Consider the following 20,554-nt stretch of genomic DNA (forward strand, 5'->3'; position numbering starts at 1 on the left):
GTCGAGTATCCCCGAGAGCGAACCCGCCGTCCGCGATCGTGGACCGCCGTCCGGCCCAGCGGAACGAGCGTCTCGGATCGCGGGTCGGCGTCCCGAACCCGGAGTCGGGCGCCAGCGGGTCCGGCCCGTGGACCTGTCGGCAGACGGAAACCAACCGTTAATTGCGCGCCCTATCAATACCCACTAATGGACGCTGGCTCGCTCCGCGACGCCCCAGCTTGCGACGGGGTCGCGGACAGGGGGAGTACCACCGCCCGGCGAGGGCCCGGACGCGTTCCGGGTCGGCCGTCGGGCGTCGGTGCCGTGCTCGTCGTGGTCGCAGTCGTCACACTCGCGGCGGTCACGGGACTCATTGCCGTCGACGAACTCCCGTCGGTGCGGTCGATCGATTCGCTCGCGGGCCTCCTGGGGACGGGTCTGCTCGGGCTCGCGGTGTCGGGCGACCGCGACGACGGGGTCGCCGAACTGGTCGCGGACGTCGAGCGGGCCCGCGAGGGCGAGGACGTGACCTTCGAGACCGACCGGGAGGACGGGCTGGGTGAACTCGCCGAAGCCGTCGAGGGGCTCGTCGAAGACCTCCGAGAGTGCGAGCGCGAGCGGTCGCTGCAGGAGCGAGTCATCGAGTCTGCGCCGGTCGGAATCACGGTCGCCGACGTGACCGAACCGGACGAGCCGCTCGTCTCCGTCAACGACCGCTTCGAGGCGTTGACCGGCTACGAGGAGTCGGAGTGTCTGGGTCGCAACTGTCGGTTCCTCCAGGGCGAGGACACCGACGAGGAAGCGGTCGCGCGACTGCGGCGGGCCGTCGACGACGAGGCCGAGACGACGGTCGAACTGCGCAACTACCGGGCCGACGGGACGGAGTTCTGGAACCGCGTCCGGGTGGCCCCGGTGGAGAACGACGAGGGCGAGGTGACCCACTACGTCGGCTTTCAGGAGGACGTGACCGAGCGGGTCGAGCGCCAGGCGGAACTCGACCGCGAGCGGTCGCTACTGGACTCGATCTTCGAGCAGGTGCCGATCCACCTCTACGTCAAGGACCGCGAGGGACGCTACGAGCGGGTCAGCAGCGCCTACCTCGAGGAGGCCTACGGCTGGGACGCCGAGCGAGTCGTCGGCGCGACCGACCCCGAACTGTTCGACGACGAGCTGGCTGAAGCGAGTCACGCGGACGACCTGCGGGTCGTCGAGACGGGCGAGCCGATCGTCGGCAAGGAGGAGTACGTGCCGGACGTCGGCGAGTGGAACCTCACGACGAAGGTGCCCTGGCGCGGTCCCGACGGAGCGGTCCGGGGGCTGTTCGGCGTCTCCCAGAAGATCACCGAGCGCAAGAAACGCGAGCAGGAGCTCGCGGCTTACCGCGAGTTCACCGACGGGGTCATCGACGCGATCGACGACGTGTTCTACGTTCTCGACGCGGACGGCGAGGTGTTGCGGTGGAACGAGACGCTCGCCGAGGTGAGCGGCTACGACGACGACGAGATCGAGACGATGGAGGCGACCGACTTCTTCGCCGAGGGTGACAGGGAGGCGGTCCGCGACGGGATCGAGAACATCGAGGCCGCGGCCGGGGTCCCGCTGGAGGCGCGGTTCGAGACGAAAGACGGCGATCGAATCCCCTACGAGATCGTTGCCAGTCCGCTCGAATCGCCCGACGGCGAGCGTGTTATTGCGGGAATCGCGCGGGACATCTCCGAGCGCAGGGAGCGCGAGCGCCAGCTCGAGGCCATCGTCGAGAACACCGATGACCCGATCTACATCAAGGACCCCGACGGGCGCTACCGGTTCGTCAACGAGGCGGCCGCCGCGAACCTCGGTGAACCGCCGGAAGCGATCGTCGGCAAGACCGACGACGAGTTCTTCGACGAGGAGACGGTCGCCGACATCGTGTCGGACGACAGTCGGGTCGTCGAGACGGGCGAACCGCTCTCGCGGGAGGTGTCCCGACCGATCGACGGCGACGAGCGGATCTATCTCGACTACAAATACCCCTACCGGGACGAGGACGGCGAGATACTCGGGGTGATGGGTATCAGTCGCAACATCACCGAGCGCAAGGCCGCCGAAGAGAAGCTCCGAGAGCGCGAGCGACATCTCCAGGAGTACCGCGAGTACACCGAGGACGTCCTCGACGCGATCGACGACGTGTTCTACGTGTTCGACGAGACCGGTGCGATCCAGCGCTGGAACGACACCGTCACCGAGGTGACCGGCTACGACGACGCGGAGATCGCCGAGATGCACGGGACGGACTTCTTCCCGGAACACGCTCACGGACGGGTCGTCGAGGCGATCGCGACTGTCTTCGACGGCGGCGAGGAGCGCGTCGACGCGCCGGTCCTGACCAGCGACGGCGAGGAGATCCCCTACGAGTTCGTCGCCTCGCGACTGGAGACCCCGGACGGCGACGCCGTCCTCGTCGGCGTCGGCCGGGACATCTCCGTACGCAAGGCCCGCGAGCGGGAGTTGCGCGAGACGAACGAGCGGCTCAACGCGATCATCGAGGCGTCGCCGGCGGCGCTGATCGCGCTGGACCTCGAGGGGAGGGTGACGCTGTGGAACGCCGCGGCCGAGCGGATCTTCGGGTGGGAGGAGGCGGAGGTGCTCGGCGAGCGGTACCCGGCCGTCCCGGCCGACTGCGAGGACGAACACGAGCGGATAAACGAGCAGGTCCAGTCGGGGGAGACGGTCACCGCGGTGGAGACGAAGCGCCTCCGGAATGACGGGTCGCCCGTGGACGTGTCGCTGTCGGTCGCGCCGCTGCGCGACGAGGGCGGCGAGAGAGTCGGCCAGATGGGTGCGCTCGCCGACATCACCGACCGCAAGGCGGCCGAGCGGGAACTGCGCGCGACCAAGGAGCGAATGCAGAAGTTCGTCGAGACCTCGCCGGTGGGCGTCGTCGCGACCGACCCCGATGGGAGGGTGACGCTGTGGAACGACGCGATGGAAGAGATCTTCGGCTGGTCGGCCGAGGCGGTGCTGGGCGAACCGTACCCCGCGGTGCCGGCCGACCGCGAGGGCGACGACGAGATCCGTCAGCGCGTCCTCGAGGGCGAGTCGTTCACCCAGATCGAGCGCGAGCGGGTGCGCAAGGACGGCGAGCGCATCGACATCTCACTGTCGACGACACCGATCCGCGACGACGAGGGCGCGGTGACCGAGGTCGTCGGCTACATCGAGGACATCACCGAGCGCAAGGAGCGCGAGCGAGAGCTCGCGGCGCGGTCGGCCGCCATGGAGCAGTCGATCGACGGGATGGCGATCCTCGACGAGGACGGCGTCTACGAGTTCGTCAACCAGGCTCACGCCGACATCTACGGCTACGACGGTCCCGAGGCGCTCCTCGGGGAGCCGTGGGAGCTGTGTTACACCGACCGGGAGGCCGAACGCATCGAACGCGAGGTGTACCCGGTGCTGGCCGAGCGGGGCGAGTGGCGCGGCGAGTCGGTCGGCAGCCGCGCGGACGGGTCGACGTTCCCCCAGGAGCTATCCTTGACCTTCCTCGACGACGGCCGCCAGGTCTGCGTCGTCCGCGACATCACCGAGCGCAAAGCCCGCGAGCGCGAGCTCGAGCGGACGAAGGACCTGCTCCAGCAGGCCGGCCGCATCGCCGCTATCGGCGGCTGGGAACTGGACCTGACCGGCTCCGAGTCCGAGATGACCTGGTCGGACGAGCTCTACCGGCTCCACGGGGTCGCCCCCGACACGGACATCGACCTCGAAACCGCGGTCGAATTCTACCACCCCGACGACCGCGAGCGGATCCGCGACTACTTCCGGCGGGCGGTCGAGGTCGGCGAGAGCTACGACATGGAGGTGCGCCTGGAGACCGACGAGTCGCTCCGCTGGGTGCGCGCCATCGGCGAGCCCGTCCGCGACGCCGACGGCGATATCGTCCGCGTCCGCGGTTCCATCCAGGACATCACCGAGCAGAAGGAGCGCGAACTCGCCCTGGAGTCGCTCCACGAGGCGACGCGGGGCCTGCTCGGCGTCGAGACCGACACCGAGGCGGCCGAACTCGTCGTCGACACCGCCCGGTCCGTGCTGGACGTGGCCGGCGTCGCCGTCTACCTGCTCGACGACAGCGCCAACCACCTCGACGCCGTCGCCTGCTCGGAGGGGTTCGATCGGCTCTGCGACGCCGCACCGGTCGGCGCCGGCGCCGCCGACTCGCTGCTGTGGAACACGTACGTCACCGGGACGCCGACGGTGTTCGACGACACGGGAACCGTCGCGGAGTCGCAGGTGTTCGGGGCCGAGGTCAGCGGCGGGCTGCTCGTCCCGGTCGGCGACCACGGCGTGTTCGTCGTCGCCACCGAGGACCGGGCGGTCGACCAGTCGACCCGCCAGCTCGCGGAGACGCTCGTCGCGACGACCGAAGCGGCGTTCGACCGGCTGGCCAGCGAGCGGACGCTCCGCGAGCGCGACGCCGAGCTCGCCGAGCAGAACGCCCGGCTGCGCCGCCAGATCGGCATCACCGACCTCATCCGGCGGATCGACCAGTCGCTGATACAGGCCGAGTCCCGCGAGGCCATCGAGGCGGCGGTCGCGGACCGCCTCGTCGAGAGCGACGACATCGCCTTCGCGTGGATCGGCGGGCTCGACGCCGCGGGCGAGCGCGTCGAGCCCAGCGCCTGGGCCGGCGACAGCGCCGAGTACCTCGACGCGGTCGACCTCGCGCTCGGCGGCGACGAGCCCGCCACTGGGACGGCCGCGGCCGAGACACCGACGGTGGTCGGCAACGTCGTCGACGACCTCCAGCGTGAGGACTGGCGCAAGGCCGCCCTCGCCCGCGAGTTCCACTCCGTCGTGAGCGTCCCGCTGGCCTTCGAGGAGTATTTCTACGGCGTGCTCACCGTGTACGCGTCGGAACCGAACGACTTCGGCGACCTCGAGCGGGAGGTGTTCGCGGAGCTCGGCGAGAACATCGCCCACTCGATCAACGCCGTCGAGACCCAGCGGGCGCTGCACGCCGACCAGCGGGTCGAACTATCCCTGTCGTTCGACGCCGACGACGACGTGCTTGGCCGGCTGGCCAGCGCGGCCGACTGCAGCGTCGCCTTCGAGGGTCTGGCCACCCACTCCGAGTCGGAGACCGGCCTGTTCCTCACGACCGGGGGCGCGCCGGTCGAGGCGGTGACCGACGCGCTGGACGCGCTCGTCTCCGTCCGGAACTACCGACTGGTCGGCGAGCCCGGGGCGGACGGCGAGGACGGAGGGGCCAACGCCGAGGCGGGCGCGCTGTTCGAGGTGACCGTCGACGGCGACTCGCTCGCCGCGGGGCTCGTCCGCCACGGGGCCGACCCGCGGTCGATCCGGGCCGACCCCGAGGGGATCGAGGCGGTCGTCGACGTGTCGGCGGCGACGGACGTGCGCGCGTTCGTCGAGATGCTCGGCGAGACCCACCCCAGCGTCGAGCTGACGACCCGGCGGACCGTCGACCGCTCCGACGACCGCGAGCGCCGCTCGGGCTCGGCGTTCGAGGCGCTGACCGACCGCCAGCTGGAGGTGTTGCGGACGGCCTACTACGCCGGCTTCTTCGAGTGGCCCCGCACCTCCACGGGCGAGGACGTGGCCGAGATGCTCGACGTGAGCCAGCCGACCGTCAACCGTCACCTCCGCGTCGGCCAACAGCGCCTGCTCGACCGCCTCTTCGCGGACCACACCGTGGCCGTCGACGCCGACTGACTACGAGGTCGGTTCGGAGCCAGACCAACGTCGGTGGCCCCCGAGTTCGGCCCGAGACCCTTCGTTGCGCCACGCTGTCGAGCCGTCTCACGCCGCCGGAAGCTTCAGGCGACGACGGCTCTCACTCCGGGTATGTCCGACGACTCCACCGAGGACGCCCGCAACGACTGGGACCCCGAGGCCTACGACGACGACACGGGCTTCGTCCACGAGTACGGCGGCTCCGTCGTCGATCTGCTCGATCCACAGCCGGGTGAACGCGTCCTCGATCTGGGCTGCGGGACCGGCCACCTCACCGCCGACATCGCCGAGCGCGTCGGCGAGTCGGGGGTCGCGGTCGGCGTCGACGCCTCGGTCGAGATGGTCGAGCGGGCTCGCGAGCGGTACCCCGACCTCCGATTCGCCCTCGCCGACGCCCGCGAGTACGCGCCCGACCGGTCGTTCGACGCCGTCTTCTCCAACGCCGCGTTGCACTGGATCCCCCGCGACGACCAGCCCGCCGTCGCCGAGCGCGTCGCGGATCTGCTACCCCCGGGCGGCCGGTTCGTCGCCGAACTCGGCGGGACGGGGAACGTGGCCGCCATCGTCGACGCGGCCGTCGCCGAACTGCGCGCTCGCGGGTACGAGGCCGCTAACCCGTGGTACTTCCCGACGGTCGGCGACCACGCCGCCGCCCTGGAGGCGGCGGGGTTCGAGGTGCGACTCGCGCGGCTGTTCGACCGCCCGACCGAGCTGGAGGGGGGCCGCGAGGGGCTGGCGAACTGGCTCGACGTGTTCGGCGACTCGCTCTTTGCGGATCTGGACGACGCCGAGACGGACGCGGCCGTCTCGGCCGTCGAGGAGCGCCTCCGGAACGACCTGTTCGACGCCGACACCGGAACGTGGACCGCCGACTACCGCCGGCTGCGGTTCGTCGCCGTCCGCGAGTAGCTCGCGGCCCGCGGTCGGAACCGCGGGTCGACCGGGCGGGGCGCGAAGGGCATCGTTTCGGGTGGAACGAGCCCGGAACCGACGCCGAGACAGTGTGACGCGTCCCGACTGGGGCGCGGCCCCGAACCAGCTACCACTTCCGCACCGCGGCGGGCCGTTATACGTGGGGCGGTTCCATCCCCGATAATGTCGACCGAAGGCCAGGACTCGGAACCGGCGATGGAGCTGACCACCGTCTACGTCGGTGTCGAGGACATGGACCGGGCGCTGGAGTTCTACGAAGCACTGTTCGGGACGGCGCCCGCCCAAGCCGACGACCGGTTCTCGACGTTCGCGTTCGACGGCGTCGACTTCGGGCTCTACGACGCGAGCGCCGACGGCGGGTCCGTCGAGTTCGGCGACAACTGCGTTCCGAACTTCGAGGTCGAAGACGTGGACGCCGAATTCGAGCGGGTCTCGGAGCTAGCGCCCGAAGTCGTCCACGGGATCGTCGATATCGACGGCTACCGCTGTTTCCACGTCCGCGACACCGAGGGCAACACGGTCGAGATCTTCGGCGTCGACTCGGCGTGACGGCGCCCGGTGGGCCCGGTCCGTGGGTTTAAGTCCGAACGGGCGACCAGCCCGGCGCGTGACCGACGACGCTCCCGCACCGACTCGACCGCCTCCCGCCAGCGACCGCGCCGCGACGCCCGTCGTCGGGGTCGTCCTGCTGGTGGGGGTGACGGTCCTGCTCGCGTCGGTCGTGGCGGCGATGGTCGGGTTCGACCGGGCTCGTCCGGAACCGGCCCCGCAGGCCCGCCTGGACGCAGACCTGTCGGCGACCGACGGCTGGCCGGACGGCCAGCGACTCCGCCTCGTCCACGAGGGCGGGGAGACGCTGGCGGTCGCGGACCTGGCGGTCGTCGTCGAATTCGAGCGGACGGGCGCTCACGCGCGGCTCTCTGGGTTCCCGACGCGGCGGCTGGTCGGGGAGCACGTTCGGGGGGCGGACCTGTTCGACCGGACGTACGCGGGCGTCGACGGGGAACTGGACGCCGCCCACACCGACGAGCGGTGGACGGCGGGGGAAGCGGCCTCGATCCGGATCGCACAGCACGAACTCGACGTGCGACCCGGCGACCGCGCGGCGGTCCGGGTGATCCACCGGCCGTCCGGCGCGCAGCTCGCTCGCGTCGAGGTGCGAGCGTCGTGAGGGGGTCGAGCCGACGGTCCCCGGCGCTGGCTGGACGATCACGGGACCGGAGCCGCGTTCCCACCCGAAACCGGCAGGAAGCGCGCGCGTTTCTCGACCATGTGAAGGTCCGGTATGACAAGCCTTAATTTCGCCGCCCGATAATTCATGGCGTCGATGGGTATACCCGCAGCGGCGTGGTCGCAAGTGATCCCCGCCGCACAGCAGACGATCGACGTGTTCGGGCTTCAGCTGCAGGAGAGCGCCATCATCATCGGAGGCTCGCTCACGATCGTCGTCCTGATCGGGCTGTCGGCGTTTTTCTCCTCGTCGGAGATCGCGATGTTCTCGCTGCCGGCCCACCGGATCGAGGCGCTCGTGGAGGACGGGCGTCGCGGTTCGAGAACGCTCAAGGGGCTCAAGGACGACCCCCACCGCCTGCTGATCACTATCCTCGTCGGGAACAATCTGGTCAACATCGCGATGTCGTCGATCGCGACGGGGATACTCGCGCTGGCGACCGGCAGCCAGGGCCAGGCGGTCCTGCTGTCGACGTTCGGGATCACGGCTATCGTCCTGCTGTTCGGCGAGAGCGCGCCCAAGTCCTACGCCGTCGAGAACAGCGAGTCGTGGTCGCTGCGGATCGCCCGTCCGCTGAAGATGGCCGAGTACGTCCTGATGCCGCTGATCGTCCTGTTCGACTACCTCACGCGGGTCGTCAACAAGGTGACCGGCGGTCGCTCGGCCATCGAGGAGTCCTACGTCACTCGCGAGGAGATCCGCGAGATGATCGAGACCGGCGAGCGCGAGGGCGTCCTAGACGAGGAGGAACGGGAGATGCTCCAGCGCACGCTCCGGTTCAACAACACGATCGCCAAGGAGGTCATGACGCCCCGACTGGACATGGACGCCATCTCGACCGACGCCTCCGTCGACGAGGCCATCGAGCAGTGCATCCACAGCGGCCACGCTCGCATCCCCGTCTACGAGGGGAGCCTCGACAACGTCATCGGCGTCGTCAACATCCGCGACCTGGTCCGCGACATGAACTACGGCGAGGCGGGAGACGGGGAGCTCGAACTCGAGGACCTCATTCAGCCGACGCTCCACGTCCCCGAATCGAAGAACGTCGACGACCTGCTGACGGAGATGCGCAAGGAACGGCTGCACATGGTCATCGTCATCGACGAGTTCGGGACCACCGAGGGGCTCGTGACGATGGAGGACCTCACGGAGGAGATCGTCGGCGAGATCCTCGAAGGCGGCGAGGAGGAGCCGATCGAGTACGAGGGCGACGACACCGTCGTCGTCAAAGGCGAGGTCAACATCGAGGAGGTCAACGAGGCGCTGGACATCGACATCCCCGAGGGCGAGGAGTTCGAGACCATCGCCGGGTTCATCTTCAACCTCGCCGGCCGCCTCGTCGAGGAGGGCGAGGTGATCGACTACGACGGCGTCGAGATATCCGTCGAAGCGGTCGAGAACACCCGTATCATGAAGGCACGCGTGATCCGGACCGACGCCTACGACCCCGACGACACGCCCGACGAGGAGGAAGCCGAAGCCGACGCGGACGAGGCCCAGCCCGAGTGACCGCCGGACCCGAGCGCCCGGCGCTCGACTCGGCTTCGACCACCCGACTCCGGCCCCGTTCTCCCCGCCGCGTGACTCGTTCCCGAACGCCTTCGTTTCAGCTGGAGATGCGCACGAAAGCAACTGCTTCGGGGCGCTCGCGGCGGTTCGCGTTCCACGTCGGCGAGGGTGCGGTCTCGGCGGACCCACGTCCGGTCAACGGTCGATCTCGGCCCGGCCGCTGGTGGCGCTGCGGATCCGGTCGCGCAGGGCGGCCCCCTCCTCGACGGGGACGCGCACGTCGAAGGCGACCCGTTCGGCGTAGTCGGCGTCGAACTCGACGCCCTCGCTCTCGAGGATCCCCCGGACAGTGCCCGAATCGTCGTAGTCGACGGCGACCGAGAAGGTCTCGTGGGGGCGCTCGGTGGTCGTGCCGGCGGCGTCGAGGCCGTCCTTGACCGCGCGCGAATAGGAGCGGGCGAGGCCGCCGACCCCGAGGTTCGTCCCCCCGTAGTAGCGGGTGACGACGGCGACGACGTTCTCGATGCCTTCCTGCTGGAGAACGTTCAGCGCGGGGTCGCCGGCCGACCCCGAGGGCTCGCCGTCGTCGCTGGCCCACTCCCGGAAGGGGTCCGCTCGGACCCGGTAGGCCGGCACGTTGTGGGTCGCGTCGGGGTACGCCTCGCGGATCTCGTCGACGAAGTCCTCGGCGGCGTCGACGGTTCGGGCCGGGGCGAGGTGGCCGATGAACTCGGATCCCCGGACTTCGAACCGCGACTCGCCGCGGCCGGCGACGGTCCGGTATGGCTCGCGCTGGCTCACGCTCACCGGTTTCCGCGGGAGTCGAAAAGCGTTTGCGTTACTCGGGGTCGTCGTCCGCCGGCGGCGACGCCGCGGCGTCGTCGTCGCTGGCGCGAGTGCCCCACACCCGCTTGTCGAGCAGTCGCAGCGCCATCCCGTCGCGGACGCGGAGCTGGCAGGAGAGTCTGGGATAGCCAAAGCGGTCGGCCAGGTCGTCGTGCCAGTGGTCGGGGTCGGGCGGTTCGGCGAGCCGGACGCCACAGGTCGCACAGAGGCCGCGCCCGCCGCAGTTGACCCGCCGGGCGTAGCGGCCGTGGGGCGACAGGCCCGCTTCGAGCAGTACGTCCCGGAGGACGGCGCCCTCGTTGGCGGTCAGTTCGCGGCGCTCCCCGTCGGGCGTCTCGACCGTTATCCGCGCGTCGCCGTCCGCGTCGGGGTTTCGGGTCACCGCAACTCGATGCTGTGGACGAACGCCATGTCGCGGATCTCCGTCAGGAGGTCACCCGGGATCGACCCGTCGGTGATGACGTAGAGCTTCGGCTGGTCGGTGAACTCGGGGTCCTCGCTGATGGTCTGGCGGATGGAGATGTCCCGATCGGCGATGGCGCCGGTGACGGTCGCGACGATGCCCGACTCCTCGGCGTCCCGCACCGTGATCGCCAGCGCCGACAGGTCGAGGACGGGCGCGAGATCCATCAGGCTCGGGATGGCCGAGATGTTCTGGAAGATCCGGCGCAACTGGTCGTCGTCGAGGATCGCGTCGGTGGTGGCGTCGACGACCCGCCGGTCCACGTCCACCTCGCGGGCGATGCCGGTGTTGGGGATCTCGATGCCGCCAGAGACCACTCGGCCCTCGTCGTTGACGGAGAAGCCCCGTTCGAGCAGCAGTCGGATGACCGCCTGCTGGCTGGGCGAGTCGGCGAACTTCTCCATGATCGCGTCGAAGGTGGCCTCCGTGGAGTCGGTCCCGCCGTCGGTCCGGACGGCGGGCGGGGCGCGCTCGTCGTCGGTCATCTATAGCTCGCCTTTCGTGCTGGCCACGTCGGTCCGTCGCTCGTCGATCCGCGTTGCGTCGTCGAGCGAGCGGGCCAACCCCTTGAACAGCGCCTCGACCTCGTGGTGAGCGTTCTCGCCGTCGACGCCGGCGTGCAGCGTCAGCCCGGCGTTGGTGGCGAGCGAGCGACAGAAGTGCTGGGCCATGTGGCTGGTCATCCCGCCCACCTCGCCCTGGGAGAACTCCCCGTCGAAGTCGAAGTAGGGGCGCCCGCTCACGTCGACGACGACGCTCGCGACGGCCTCGTCGAGGGGGACTTTCCGGTCGGCGAAGCGGACGATCCCGCGCTTGTCGCCCAGCGCCTCCGTGAAGGCCTCGCCGAGGGTGATCGCCACGTCCTCGACGGTGTGGTGGTCGTCGATCTCCAGGTCGCCGTCGCAGTTGACGGTGAGATCGAACAGCCCGTGGGTGGCGAACGATTCGAGCATGTGGTCGAAAAAGCCGATCCCCGTGTCGACGGTCGCGTCGCCGTCGCCGTCCACGTCCAGGGTCACCTCGATCGCCGTCTCGGCGGTCTCTCGCGTTACCGCCGCCGTCCGCTCGGTCATGTCTCGACCAAGCACAGCCGTCTATTTGGCCGTTGTGTTCGGCCCGATCCGCGGTCGGTCGCATCGGCCCGGCGACGCCGGTCCGTCGGCGACCGGACTCACTATACGGTGGGCTGTTCGTGTCCCTCGACGTGACGCGCGTGGCACTGCCGGAACAGTCGCGCGAGTTCGGCGATCTCATCGAGGGTGTCGACCTCGGGCTCGGTCTCGACGAGGCTCGCCTCCCACTCGCCGCGCCGTCGGCGGTCCTCGATGAACGCCTCCAGTCGGTTCCCGATCCGGTAACAGTCCGCTCCGGTCAGCTCTCCCCCCGGGTCGATCCCCGTCCGCTCCCTGAGAAACGACCGATACCGCTGGGGGTCGAACTGCCAGGCCCCGTCCGCGAGTTCGATACCGTCGAGCGACGGTCTGGAACGCATGGAATCTTTCGGTACGGATATCATATCGGACTAGATGTCTACTTACTGCTATGTATTCTCGAACGCATAAGGGTGTCCGTCTTCCCGGCGGCCGCCCGGCCCCGACGCGTCGGCCGCGCGTCAGACGCGCGTCTGCTCGGCCTTTATATCTGGTTGGTGCGATGACAGGAGTGTGGACCGACACTGGACCAATCTGCTGGTATCGCTGTCGGGGGTCCTCGCCGGTGTCGTCATCTTCACGTTCGGCGACGCGACGTCGCTGGCCGCCGGTGTGACCGCTGTCGGCGCCGCCGCCCTCCTCCTCCCGGAACTGGCGTCCAGCCGTCGGACCAGTCCCCGCTGACGCTCTCTCAGTCGTCGACGGTCGCCGAGCTGCTCGCGGCCCGCGCGTCGCGGCGGCCCTGTGCGACCCTCGCGAGCGCGATCACGCCCAGCGCGCCCACCAGCGGCGCGACGAGCAGCCGCATCGCCGCGGCGGCGTCCGCACCGCCGACGACGACGCCCATGACCGCGGGCACGCCGCCGATCGAGACCGACGACACCGCCGACGCCAGCGCGTTGACCGGCCCGCTGTGTTCGGGAACGGCGTCGGTGGCGTAGGCCATCATCGTCGGGAACACGCCCGAGATCAGCAGGCCAATGGCGACGACGCCCCCGAGTACGGCGAGGCCGTCGGCGACGAAGAAGGTGAACCCGAACGCGGGCACGAGCAGTCCGAGCACGCCCAGCAGGAGCGTCAGCGGCCCCAGGCGGTCGGTCAGCGCCCCGCAGGCGAACCGCCCGGGGATGTACGCGGCCAGCATAACCGTCAGCGTCAGCTCCGCCCACCCGGCGGGCAGTTCCGCGCGCGCGTAGTAGGGCAGCCAGGTGAACAGCCCGCCCTCGACGCCGGTCACGAAAAACAGGGCGGCCAGCAGGGCGATCACCTCCGGGCGGCGGATCAGCTCGGCCAGGTCCGAACGGGTGAGCGGCTCCTCGTCCGATTCGACGGCGGGCGAGCGGAGCGACCGGAAGGCGACCGCGAGCGCGAGCACGGCCACCCCGACCGCGCCGTAGACGAGCCGCCACGACCCCGCCCGTAGCGCGAGGACGACCGCCAGCGGGCCGAGCGCGGCGCCGATCGCCCAGGTCGCGTCGTAGCGGTTGTACACGCGCCCGCGCTGGCTCGGGTAGAAGTGGCTGAGCAGCGGTCGGTCGAGCGCGCGGAACACGCCGACGGCCGCCCCCTGGACGACGAGCGCGGCGAGGAAGACGGGAAAGGAAGGGGACAGTCCCATCGCCAGCAGCGCGCCCGCCGTCAGGAACGCGCCGCCGGCGATGAACCGCCGCGCGTCGATCCGCCCCGCGCTCGACCCGACGGCGAGGATGACCAGCAGGTAGCCGACGGTCCCTGCGGGCGCGACCAGCCCGAGCTGCCACTCGGGAACCGTGAAATACCCCTCCAGCGTCGGCAGCACGGCCCCGCGGACCTGCATCACCGCGCCCGTACACGCCATCGTCAGGAAGATCACGACCGTCCACAGGCGCCGGTTCCGAGCGTCCGCGGCGGTCGTATCGCTCCCCGTGCCGTCCGCCGCCGGCCCGCTCACCGGGCGTCCTCCCGCGGTCGTCGGGTCCGCCGACGCGCCGCGTGCCACTCGCTCGTCGGTTGCATACTCCCCCCTCTCGGTTCGATCCGGAAAACGTTTTTGTAGATAGTCAAAGAACGCTCTCCAATGAGCGAGTCGCGGATCAGGGAGCATCTGGGGGCGTTCGGGCTGTCGACAACGGAGGTGGCGACGTACCTGGCGATACTCCGGCGCGGGGAGGCGACGACGGGGGACGTGGCGGCCGCGGCGGACGTGTCGCAAGGGTACGTCTACGACGTGGCCGAGACGCTGGTCGACCGCGGACTGGTCACCGTCGACGAGAGCGCGAACCCGACCGTGCTGCGGGCGCGTTCGGCCACGGAGGCCGTCGCGGAGCTGTCGACGCGGGTCTCGGACCTCCAGTCGGCGATCGGGGACGTGTACAGCGAGCCGACGACGGCCGACGTGGGCTTCGAGGTGATCCGCTCGCGTCGGACCGTCGAGCGCCGCGCCGAGCGGTTCCTCGACGACGCGACCCACGAGGCGTTCGTCGTCGTCCCCGCCACGGCCTTCGGGACGCTCAAGGAAGCGATGGCCGACGCGGTCGAGCGGGGGGTGTTCGTTTACTGCGTGCTGCTGGCGCCCGACACCGAGGTCGTCGCCGACGCGGTCGCGGACTTCGACCGGTACGCCCACGTCGCCCGGACGTGGGAGGCCCGGCCCCAGGTGTTCGTCCTCCGGGACGCCCGCGCGGGCCTCGTCGGCTCCCACGGCGTCCTGACGGGGCGCCACGGCGACGAGTACGCCGTCGCCTTCGGCCAGCCGGAGGTCGCCAACGGCTTCTACGGCAACATGGTCAGCAACGTCTGGCCGATGGGCGAGCCCCGCCACGTCGCCGACCCGCCCGAGCTGCCGGGGACCTTCGAGTACTTCCGCAATGGCGTCACGACCGCCGCCCAGCACCTCGACGCCGGCCGCGATATCGTCGCGGACGTGACCGTCGCCGACACGGGCACCGACCACCAGATGGACTTCGAGAGCGTCCCCGTCCGCGAGGCAAACCAGACGCTCGTCCCGCCGGTCACGAGTTCGTTCCCCGTCGAGAGCGCCCTGGTCGTCGAGACCGACGGCGGCCCCGTCAGCGTCGGCGGCGACTCCCCCGGCTTCGACCCCTACTTCGAGGAGTTCGCCGCCCGGGAGATCACCCTTCGCGAGGCGTGACCGCGGCGTCGACGGTCGGACCGCCGTCGTCCGTCGGACCGCCGTCGTCGCCGTCGCCGGCCTCGCTCCCCTCGTCTCCCTCCGCCGTGCGGTTGGCGATCCGGTCGAGCCCCAGCGTCGCCAGGAAGCAGACGGCTCCCACGTACAGCAGCGAACTCGGCTCGGTCACCAGTCGGCTCACGACGCTGTTGCCGTAGCCCAGGACCGTCCCGAGAAAGCCCAGCGTCGAGGTGGTCCAGCCCAGGCCGGCGAGGCCCGCGAGCTGTTCGGCGAGGTCGGTGTCGAGCGAGACGGTCGGCTTCCGGATCATTGCCGGCCCACTCCGCGCTCCGAGTATAACGGTTCACCTTTCGTGACCACTCGGTCAGCAAGAATCGGGGACGGGCGCGCGTCCGATCAGTATCCGTGGGCAACGCGAAGCGAACCGGCGACCGTCGCGGACGGAGCGCGACCGGATCCGATACGGACCCGGCTGGCGCCCGTTCGCCCGCTACACCGCGTCGATCGCCTCGTCGAGCGTGAACGCCCCCTCGTAGAGGGCGCTCCCGACGACGACGGCCGCGGCGCCCGCGTCCTTCAGCGCGCGCACGTCGTCCAGGGTCGCCACGCCGCCGCTGGCGACGACCGGGATGTCGACCGCCTCCACGACCCGCCGGACCGGCTCCGTCCGGACGCCTTCCAGTTGCCCCTCCACGTCCACGTCGGTGAAGAGGATCCCGCCGGCACCCAGTTCCTCGTAGCGCGCGGCAGCCTCGGCCGGGTCCAGACCCGTCCCCTCGGTCCATCCGGAGACGACGACCTCCCCGTCCTTCGCGTCGAGGCTCACCAGCACGCTCCCGGGGTGGTCCTCGCTGATCTCGGCGACGATGTCGGGGTCCTCGACGGCGGCGGTGCCGAGGATCACCCGGTCGATCCCGGCGTCCAGTAGGCCGACGGCGTCGTCGACGGTGCGGATACCGCCGCCGAGTTGCGTCTCGACGTCGACGGCGTCGACCACGGACTGGATGGCCGCGGCGTTCGCGCGCTCGCCCTCGAAGGCCCCGTCGAGGTCGACGAGGTGGAGGGTGCGCGCGCCCTGTTCGACCCACCCTTCGGCGGCCTCGACGGGGTCGCCGTACGCCTTGCCCGTGCCGCGCTCGCCACCGACCAACTGGACGACCTGCCCGTCCTGCACGTCGACGGCGGGCACGACCTCGAACTCCGGAAACATGCTCGCCAGTGGGCGAGCGCGGGGCGAAAGGGTGTCGGTCGCCGGACGCCGTTCGCCCCGTTCGGCGGTCGACGGCCACCCGTCGAATCGCCCGACGGCAGTATCACGCGCGAGAACTCGGCGGGTAGCGTTAAGACCACCAGCGGGGAACGGTGGCCTACATCTTCGGTCACTCGCTTATGACAGACTACGCTGACGAATTCGGCCGTGGGGGACTGAACTCCGAAGTCGACCCGGACGCGCTGCTGACCGACATCGGGCTCGACGCCGAGGAGATCGACCGGCGCAAGGAGTTCGTCGGCTTCGACGGGGACGACGCCGAGCGACTCGCGGCGCTGGAGCCGCTGTTCGCGGACCACGCCGACCAGATCGCCGACGACTTCTACGACAACCTCACGGCCTACGACGAGACGACCGCCGTGATGGACCGGTCGCCCAAGACCGTCGAGCAGCTCAAGCGCACGCAGTCGGCGTACTTCGCGACGCTCGCCGGCGGCGAGTACGGTGAGGGCTACTTCACCAACCGCGCGCGGATCGGCAAGATCCACGACGTGCTGGAGATGCCGATGAAACACTACATCGGCCAGTACGGCGTCTACTACGACCTGATCCTCGACCTCTTGCGTGAACGACTGCAGGAGAACCTCGTCGACGCGCTCCGGACGGAACTGGTCGGCGCCGCGACCGACGGGGGCGTCGCCGGCGACACCGCACCGGACGCCGCGATCGAACCGACCGACGACCCGCCGTCGGCGTCGTCATCGGCCGACCCGTCGGTCGACCTGGAGGCGATCGAGAGGGTCGTCGAGTCTGAGGTCGACGCCGGCATGGACGAGGTGCTGTCGGTGCTGCGGGTGATCAACCTCGACATGCAGGTCGTGGCGGACACCTACATCCACTCGTACAACGAGCGCCTGCAGGACGAGATCGAGCGCCGCGAGCGGGCCTCGGCCGAGCGCGAGCGCCTCCAGGAGCAGGTCAGGGCGGACATCGAGCGGCCGGTCGACCAGTTGCTCGACGCCTCGGAGGACATCGCCGACAGCGCCCGCGCGATGTCCGAGCTGACCGACGACCAGACCGACCGGGTCGACGAGATCGCGGGCGAGGTCTCCCGGATGAGCGCGACGGTCGAGGAGGTCGCGGCGACCGCCGACGAGGTCGAGACGACCAGCGAGCGCGCCCGCTCGCTGGCGACGGAGGGCCGCGACGAGGCCGACGGCGCGGTCGGGGTGATGGACACTGTCGGCGAGGCGGTCGACGACGTGGCCGACGACGTCGACGCCCTGCAGACGCGCATCGGCGAGATCGACGAGGTCGTCGAGGTGATCAACGACATCGCCGACCAGACGAACATCCTCGCGCTGAACGCCTCGATCGAGGCGGCCAGGGCGGGCGAGGCGGGGTCGGGCTTCGCCGTCGTCGCCGACGAGGTGAAGTCGCTGGCGACGGAGTCCCAGGAGCGCGCCGGCGAGATCGAGCGGATGGTCACGGAGATCCAGACCGACGCCGACGAGACGGTCGAGAACCTCGCGACGACGACCGTGCGGGTCGAGGAGGGGATCGACCGGGTCGAGACGGCGATGGGGAACCTCGACGACATCGTCGAGGCCGTCACCGAGGCCGCCCGCGGGATCGCCGAGGTCGCCGACGCGACCGACGACCAGGCCGCCAGCGCCGAGGAAGTCGCGAGCATGCTCGACGATCTGGTCGACCGCACCGAAGCCGTCTCGACCGAGATCGCCGACGTGGCGGCCGCCAGCGAGCAACAGGCCGAGATGGTCCGCGAGATCGACCGCACCGTCGACCGCCTCGACGTGGCCGGCGACGACGCCGCGTAGGCGGCCCACTCCCGCGGGGTCACCGGCCGTCGGCGACTCCGCCAGCCTTTATCTCCCGCCGGTCGACCGCCCGGACATGGTTTCGCTGTTGCTCGTGGCGGGGGTGGCCGTCGCGGCGTTCGTCGGGTTCAACATCGGGGGCTCCTCGACGGGGGTCGCGTTCGGCCCGGCCGTCGGGAGCGACTCCGTGTCGAAGACCGGCGCCGCGGCGCTGATGACCGGGTTCGCCCTGCTCGGCGGCGCCACCGTCGGCCGGAACGTCATCGAGACGATGGGGGGTCGGATCGTCCCGAGCGACCAGTTCACGCTTGCCGCCAGCGTCGCCGTCCTCTTTTTCGTCGGCCTCGCCCTGCTGGTCTCCAATCTCTTCGGCGTCCCCGCCTCCACCTCGATGACCGCCGTCGGCGCCATCGCCGGGCTCGGCGTCGCCACCGGGAGCATCGACTGGGAGGTCATGGGTCAGATCGTCACCTGGTGGCTCGTCGCGCCGATCACCGCCTTCTGGATCTGCGCCGTCATCGGGCGGTATCTCTTTCCGCACCTCGAAGCGCGGTTCACCCTGGAGTCGCCGGGCGAGGAGACCACCCTGCGCGAGCGGATCGGCGCCGCGCTGGTCGTCGCGATCGGCTGTTACATGGCCTACGCCGCGGGGGCGAGCAACGTCGCCAACGCCGTCGGGCCGCTGTACGGCGGCCGCGTGCTCGGCGACGCGTTCCTGCCGTACGTCGGGCTGGCCGGCGTCGCCATCGGTGTCGGCGCCTTCACGATCGCCCGGCGAACGCTCGACACCGTCGGCAACGACCTGACGGACCTGCCGATCCTCGCCGCGCTCATCGTCGAGGTGGTGAGCGCGAGCATCATCACCGGCCTCTCGGAGATCGGGATCCCCGCCAGCCTCGCCGTCTCCGCGACGATGTGCATCGTCGGCCTGGGCTGGGGTCGGGCGACCCGGACGACGAAGCTCGCCGACGCCGCCGCCGAGGCCGTCGCCGGCCCGCCCAAAGGGAGCGAGGGCGGCGACGGGGGCGTCACGGTCGACGCGATCGCCGACGGTGACGGAGCCGGGGCCCCGGAGCCGGACGCGGTCGCGAAGATCGGCGACGAGGACCCCGAGGAGATCACCGCCGCGGATCTCTTCGACCCCGCGGCGACCGGTCGGGTCGTCATGCTCTGGATACTCACGCCGTCGATCTCGGCGCTCGCCTCCTATCTCGTCTTCCGATACCTCCCGATCGTCTGAGTCCGAGCGCTCCCGGTGGTCCGGCCGCGTCGAGGCTCGGCCGGCGACCGCTGTCGGTAGATTTTACCTGTCAGTGGTCGAGGGACCGATATGGTCGAGGCCCTCCTGCTGGTCGGACTCGTCGTCGCCGTCTTCGTCGGCTTCAACATCGGGGGCTCCTCGACGGGCGTGGCGTTCGGGCCGGCGGTCGGCAGCGACACCGTCTCGAAGACGGTCGCGGCGGCGCTGATGACCGCCTTCGCGCTGCTCGGTGGCGCCACCGTCGGCCGCGAGGTGATCGAGACCCTCGGGAGCGACATCGTCACCACGCCGTTCACCCTCCAGATCAGCATCGGCGTCCTCTTTTTCGTCGGGCTCGCCCTCTTCCTCTCGAACGTCGCGGGCGTTCCGGCCTCGACGTCGATGACCGCCGTCGGCGCGATGGCCGGGCTGGGGCTCGCCCGCGGCACGCTCAACTGGGGAGAGATGGGCCGGATCGTCACCTGGTGGCTCGTCTCGCCGGTGATCGCCTTCTGGGTGAGCGCGGTCATCGGTCGCTACTACTACCCCCGGCTGGTCGAGTGGTTCGCCGTCACGCAGACCGAGGGGTCGCTGGTCGTCTTCGACCGCTCGGGCGCCCTGCCGCGGCCGGAACTCGGCCCCAACACCACGCCTCGCGAACTCGTCGGGACGCTCCTGGTCGTCGGGATCGGCTGTTACATGGCCTTCTCGGCGGGGGCGAGCAACGTCGCCAACGCCGTCGCGCCGCTGTACGGTAGCGGCGACCTGGAGATGACCCAGGCGATCCTGCTGGGCGGCGGCGCCATCGGCCTGGGCGCCTTTACGATCGCCCGCCGGACGATGGACACCGTCGGAAACGACCTGACGGACCTGCCGCTGCTGGCGGCGCTGGTCGTCGCGACGGTCAGCTCGACCATCGTCACCGGCCTGTCGGCGCTGGGGATCCCGGCGAGTTTCGTCATCATCGCGACGATGAGCATCGTCGGCCTGGGCTGGGGCCGGGCGACCCGGACGGTCACCATCGCCGACGCCAGGGGGGGCGACCCGCCGGCGGTGTCAGTCGGCGCGCTGGCCGCCGAGGCCGACGAGGCGCCGACCGTCGGCGGCGACGGCGGGACGCCGGACGCGGCCGACGCCCCGCCCATCGGCAGCGAGGACCGCGAGTCGATCCCCGACGCCGAGGACCTGTTCGAACCGGCGACGACCGCCCGGGTTATCTTCCTCCAGAACGTGGTGCCCGGGATAGCGACGGTCGCCTCGTTCCTGCTCTTCCGGTTTGTTCCGCTGTAAG

General features: G+C 70.5%; 18 protein-coding genes. 10 read left to right on the top strand and 8 right to left on the bottom strand.

Annotated elements, in window-relative coordinates:
- Positions 1-186 precede the first annotated feature (186 nt).
- The 5 genes from C475_RS04055 to C475_RS04075 all read left to right on the top strand — a co-directional run bounded on the left by C475_RS04055 (position 187) and on the right by C475_RS04075 (position 9,385).
- A complete protein-coding gene (locus tag C475_RS04055; protein WP_152436323.1) occupies positions 187-5,688 on the top strand; it encodes a PAS domain S-box protein in 5,502 nt (1,833 codons plus the stop codon).
- 132 nt (positions 5,689-5,820) lie between these two features.
- A complete protein-coding gene (locus C475_RS04060; protein ID WP_006882500.1) occupies positions 5,821-6,618 on the top strand; it encodes a class I SAM-dependent methyltransferase in 798 nt (265 codons plus the stop codon).
- Positions 6,619-6,804: 186 nt separating this feature from the next.
- Positions 6,805-7,191: a VOC family protein gene (locus tag C475_RS04065; protein WP_006882501.1), complete on the top strand. Its 387-nt coding sequence runs from the start codon at positions 6,805-6,807 to the stop codon at positions 7,189-7,191.
- 58 nt (positions 7,192-7,249) lie between these two features.
- Entirely contained in the window at positions 7,250-7,813 is a 564-nt protein-coding gene (locus C475_RS04070; protein ID WP_006882502.1) for a type IV pilin, read from the top strand.
- A gap of 147 nt (positions 7,814-7,960) precedes the next feature.
- Positions 7,961-9,385: a hemolysin family protein gene (locus C475_RS04075; RefSeq protein ID WP_394295276.1), complete on the top strand. Its 1,425-nt coding sequence runs from the start codon at positions 7,961-7,963 to the stop codon at positions 9,383-9,385.
- A gap of 195 nt (positions 9,386-9,580) precedes the next feature.
- On the opposite strand, the gene C475_RS04080 is transcribed toward C475_RS04075, so the two are convergent.
- The 5 genes from C475_RS04080 to C475_RS04100 all read right to left on the bottom strand — a co-directional run bounded on the left by C475_RS04080 (position 9,581) and on the right by C475_RS04100 (position 12,186).
- The gene (locus tag C475_RS04080) at positions 9,581-10,186 is read right to left on the bottom strand and encodes an IMPACT family protein (RefSeq protein WP_006882504.1); all 606 of its coding nucleotides are present in this window, start codon (positions 10,184-10,186) and stop codon (positions 9,581-9,583) included.
- A gap of 37 nt (positions 10,187-10,223) precedes the next feature.
- Positions 10,224-10,613 carry a 2Fe-2S iron-sulfur cluster-binding protein gene (locus C475_RS04085; RefSeq protein WP_006882505.1) on the bottom strand — a complete coding sequence of 130 codons (390 nt, stop codon included), beginning with the start codon at positions 10,611-10,613 and terminating at the stop codon, positions 10,224-10,226.
- Complete coding sequence (locus C475_RS04090; RefSeq protein WP_049930076.1) at positions 10,610-11,098, bottom strand: amino acid-binding protein; 489 nt, start codon at positions 11,096-11,098, stop codon at positions 10,610-10,612. The genes C475_RS04085 and C475_RS04090 overlap by 4 nt, the downstream gene beginning before the upstream one ends.
- Positions 11,099-11,179: 81 nt before the next feature.
- Positions 11,180-11,767 (bottom strand): imidazoleglycerol-phosphate dehydratase HisB, encoded by a 588-nt coding sequence (gene hisB / locus C475_RS04095; protein ID WP_006882507.1) that lies wholly within the window; start codon positions 11,765-11,767, stop codon positions 11,180-11,182.
- A 101-nt stretch (positions 11,768-11,868) separates the two neighbouring features.
- A complete protein-coding gene (locus tag C475_RS04100; RefSeq protein WP_006882508.1) occupies positions 11,869-12,186 on the bottom strand; it encodes a hypothetical protein in 318 nt (105 codons plus the stop codon).
- Positions 12,187-12,358: 172 nt separating this feature from the next.
- Here C475_RS04100 and C475_RS23740 point away from each other — a divergent pair, with 172 nt between their 5' ends.
- On the top strand, positions 12,359-12,529 hold the full coding sequence (locus tag C475_RS23740) for a hypothetical protein (protein ID WP_161625164.1): 171 nt from the start codon (positions 12,359-12,361) through the stop codon (positions 12,527-12,529).
- 7 nt (positions 12,530-12,536) lie between these two features.
- Here the strand turns inward: C475_RS23740 and C475_RS04105 are convergent, their stop codons facing one another.
- Positions 12,537-13,775 carry an MFS transporter gene (locus C475_RS04105; RefSeq protein WP_006882509.1) on the bottom strand — a complete coding sequence of 413 codons (1,239 nt, stop codon included), beginning with the start codon at positions 13,773-13,775 and terminating at the stop codon, positions 12,537-12,539.
- A 126-nt stretch (positions 13,776-13,901) separates the two neighbouring features.
- On the opposite strand from C475_RS04105, the gene C475_RS04110 reads away from it, so the two are divergent.
- On the top strand, positions 13,902-14,975 hold the full coding sequence (locus C475_RS04110; protein WP_006882510.1) for a TrmB family transcriptional regulator: 1,074 nt from the start codon (positions 13,902-13,904) through the stop codon (positions 14,973-14,975).
- On the opposite strand, the gene C475_RS04115 is transcribed toward C475_RS04110, so the two are convergent.
- Positions 14,956-15,285 (bottom strand): hypothetical protein, encoded by a 330-nt coding sequence (locus C475_RS04115; RefSeq protein ID WP_006882511.1) that lies wholly within the window; start codon positions 15,283-15,285, stop codon positions 14,956-14,958. The genes C475_RS04110 and C475_RS04115 overlap by 20 nt on opposite strands.
- 180 nt (positions 15,286-15,465) lie before the next feature.
- Positions 15,466-16,185: a 1-(5-phosphoribosyl)-5-[(5-phosphoribosylamino)methylideneamino]imidazole-4-carboxamide isomerase gene (hisA, locus tag C475_RS04120; protein ID WP_006882512.1), complete on the bottom strand. Its 720-nt coding sequence runs from the start codon at positions 16,183-16,185 to the stop codon at positions 15,466-15,468.
- 179 nt (positions 16,186-16,364) lie between these two features.
- On the opposite strand from hisA, the gene C475_RS04125 reads away from it, so the two are divergent.
- The 3 genes from C475_RS04125 (at position 16,365) to C475_RS04135 (ending at position 20,553) form a co-directional block, all read left to right on the top strand.
- Positions 16,365-18,023 carry a globin-coupled sensor protein gene (locus C475_RS04125; RefSeq protein ID WP_006882513.1) on the top strand — a complete coding sequence of 553 codons (1,659 nt, stop codon included), beginning with the start codon at positions 16,365-16,367 and terminating at the stop codon, positions 18,021-18,023.
- A gap of 76 nt (positions 18,024-18,099) precedes the next feature.
- A complete protein-coding gene (locus C475_RS04130) occupies positions 18,100-19,263 on the top strand; it encodes an inorganic phosphate transporter (RefSeq protein ID WP_006882514.1) in 1,164 nt (387 codons plus the stop codon).
- 90 nt (positions 19,264-19,353) lie between these two features.
- Positions 19,354-20,553: an inorganic phosphate transporter gene (locus C475_RS04135; RefSeq protein WP_006882515.1), complete on the top strand. Its 1,200-nt coding sequence runs from the start codon at positions 19,354-19,356 to the stop codon at positions 20,551-20,553.
- Position 20,554 lies beyond the last annotated feature (1 nt).

The sequence above is a fragment of the Halosimplex carlsbadense 2-9-1 genome (genome assembly GCF_000337455.1).
Classification (GTDB): Archaea; Halobacteriota; Halobacteria; order Halobacteriales; family Haloarculaceae; genus Halosimplex; species Halosimplex carlsbadense.